General features: G+C 61.9%; 1 protein-coding gene and 1 pseudogene. Both read right to left on the bottom strand.

Annotated elements, in window-relative coordinates:
• The coding region (locus F8N44_RS31025; RefSeq protein WP_150653009.1) for an NAD(P)-dependent oxidoreductase at positions 1–655 on the bottom strand (655 nt) is incomplete at its 3' end.
• 82 nt (positions 656–737) lie between these two features.
• Positions 738–2,903 (bottom strand): annotated as a pseudogene (locus F8N44_RS31030) (ATP-binding protein); the annotation flags it as partial.

Genomic DNA, 2,903 nt, shown 5'->3' on the forward strand with positions numbered 1-2,903 from the left:
AGTCGCGGTTGATCAGGTGTTTGCTCTGCTCGTTGAGCGGGCAGTGCAGGCTGATGATCCGCGACCGCGCGAGCAGCTCCGGCAGGCTCAGATAGCGCGCGCCCAACGCCAGTACATCGGGGTTCGGGAACGGATCGTAGGCCAGCAGCTCGCAGCCGAAACCGTGCATGATTTTCGCGAAGGCCGCACCAATCTGACCGGTGCCGACAATCCCGACGGTTTTGCCAACCAGGTCGAAACCGGTCAGACCGTGCAGGCTGAAATCGCCTTCACGGGTGCGGTTATAGGCGCGGTGCAGACGACGGTTGAGGGCCAGGATCAGCGCCACGGCGTGTTCGGCCACCGCATGCGGCGAGTAGGCCGGTACGCGTACCACGGCCAGTCCGAGACGTTTCGCCGCGGGCAGATCGACATGGTTGTAACCGGCCGAGCGCAGGGCAATCAGGCGTGTGCCGCCAGCGGCCAGTCGCTCGAGTACCGGTGCGCTAAGGTCGTCGTTGATAAACGCACAGACCACTTCATGCGCTTCAGCCAGCGCCGCCGTATCGAGGCTGAGCCGGGCTGGTTGAAAGTGCAGTTCGATACCCGCCGGGCAATCGACGGCGAGGAAGCTGTCGCGGTCGTAGGTCTGGCTACTGAAAACGATCGTGCGCATGAAAACCTCCTGGAACATCGACACGGATTGAATCACCCAAGCTCACTTTAGCGGTGCTGGCGTTGATCGGCATTGCCGTGGATCAGGCACTGATCTTCGCTTGCGCCGCGAGCCGGTTGATCGCGCGCTCCAGTTCTTCCAGCGCTGCCACGGCCTTCGGGTCACCCTGCTTGAGCAGGGTTTCGCTGCGCTGGCAGGCCGCGCGCAATTGCGGTACGCCGCAATAACGGGTGGCACCGTGCAGGCGATGGACACGCTCGATCAATGCGTTCTGGTCGCGGTTTTCGCACGCCGCGCGGATGGCTTCACGGTCGGCCTCCAGTGAGGCAAGCAGCATGGCCAGCATGTCCGCAGCGAGATCAGCCTTGCCGGCGGCCAGGCGCAAACCTTCCTCGTGATCGAGCACCGGCAGTTCATTGTTGCCAGCGGAATTCTCGCTGGTCCGCTCCGGCCCCTGATTGCGCAAGGCCAGGCCGGTCCATTTCAGCACCACTTGCGCCAGTTGCCGCTCGCTGATCGGTTTGGTCAGGTAGTCGTCCATGCCGCTTTGACCGCGGCGTAACCGCTTTCCACGGCAAGCACCTTGGCGCCCATGTCTTCGAGCAGGGTTTGCACCAGCAGCAGGTTGGCCGGGTTGTCGTCGACGCACAGTACTTTCGGCGCGCGGCTCGACAACGGTTCGCCCGGCTCGGTGCGAGGTTGGCGGGGATTGGCCAGATCGGACAACGCCCGACGCAATTTGCGCGTACAGGCCGGTTTGGCTTGCAACTGACTGTGCGGGTTGGGCACCGACAGATGAAACAGTGTCTGTTCGGTGGTCGGGCATAGCACCAGCACTTTACAGCCGAGGTGTTCGAGATCCCAGATGTGCTGGTTCAAGCGCTCGGGGAGCATGTCGTTGCTGGTAATGCCGATCACCGCCAGATCAATCGCCTGATCGGTCTGATGCGCGCCAGTGACGCCATTGGTCAGGCTTTCCAGGGTATTGAACGGCGTGACATCGAGGCCGCAGTCTTCCAGTTGATGCTGCAAGGCCTGGCGCGCCAGTTCATGGTTTTCCAGGACTGCCACCCGGCGTCCGAGCAGCGGCGCCGAGGGCAAGTCTTCGGCATCGTCGCGGGTCTTGGGCAAGCTCAGGCTGATCCAGAATTCCGAGCCTTCGCCCGGTGTGCTGTCGACGCCGATTTCACCGCCCATCTGTTCGATCAGGCGTTTGGAAATCACCAGCCCCAGACCGGTGCCACCCGGCTGGCGCGACAACGAGTTGTCGGCCTGACTGAACGCCTGGAACAACGCGCGCACGTCCTGATTCGACAGGCCGATGCCAGTGTCCTGAATGCTGATGCGCAGTTGCACACTGTCTTCGTGTTCTTCTTCCAGCATCGCTCTGGCGACGATGGTGCCTTCGCGGGTGAACTTGATCGCGTTGCTCACAAGATTGGTGAGAATCTGCTTCAGACGCAGCGGGTCACCGACCAGCGACAGCGGCGTGTCGCGATACACAAGGCTGACCAGCTCAAGCTGCTTGGCGTGCGCAGCGGGGGCGAGGATGGTCAGGGTGTCCTGCAACAGGTCGCGCAGGTTGAACGGAATATGATCGAGCACCAGTTTGCCGGCCTCGATTTTCGAGAAGTCGAGGATCTCGTTGATGATCCCCAACAAACTGTCGGCGGATTTTTCGATGGTGCCCAGATAATCGAGCTGGCGCGGGGTCAGTTCGCTTTTCTGCAACAGATGGGTGAAGCCGAGAATGCCGTTGAGCGGCGTGCGGATCTCGTGGCTCATGTTGGCGAGGAATTCGGACTTGATCCGGCTGGCTTCCAGTGCTTCTTTGCGCGCCAGATCCAGTTCGATGTTCTGGATCTCGATGGTTTCCAGATTCTGGCGCACGTCTTCGGTGGCCTGGTCAACACTGTGCTGCAGTTCTTCGCGGGCGTTTTGCAGGGTGCCGGCCATGCGGTTGATGCCCGACGCCAGTTCATCCAGCTCCTGACTGCCGAGCGGCGGCAGACGCGTTTCCAGATGGCCGTCCTTGAGTTGCGCGACGGCTTGTTTGATCTGGCTCAGCGGACGATTGATGGTGCGGCCCATGCGTAACGCCAGCAATGCCGCGCCCGCCAGACCGGCGGCAATCAGCAGCAGGCTGGCAAACAGGCTGCGATAACCGCGCAGCAGCATGCCGTTGTGCGACAGTTCCAATTCGACCCAGCCGAGCAGTCGGTCGGATTCTTGCGGGATCAGTTCGCCG

This window comes from Pseudomonas fluorescens (genome assembly GCF_902497745.1).
GTDB classification, from domain to species: Bacteria; Pseudomonadota; Gammaproteobacteria; order Pseudomonadales; family Pseudomonadaceae; genus Aquipseudomonas; species Aquipseudomonas fluorescens_BM.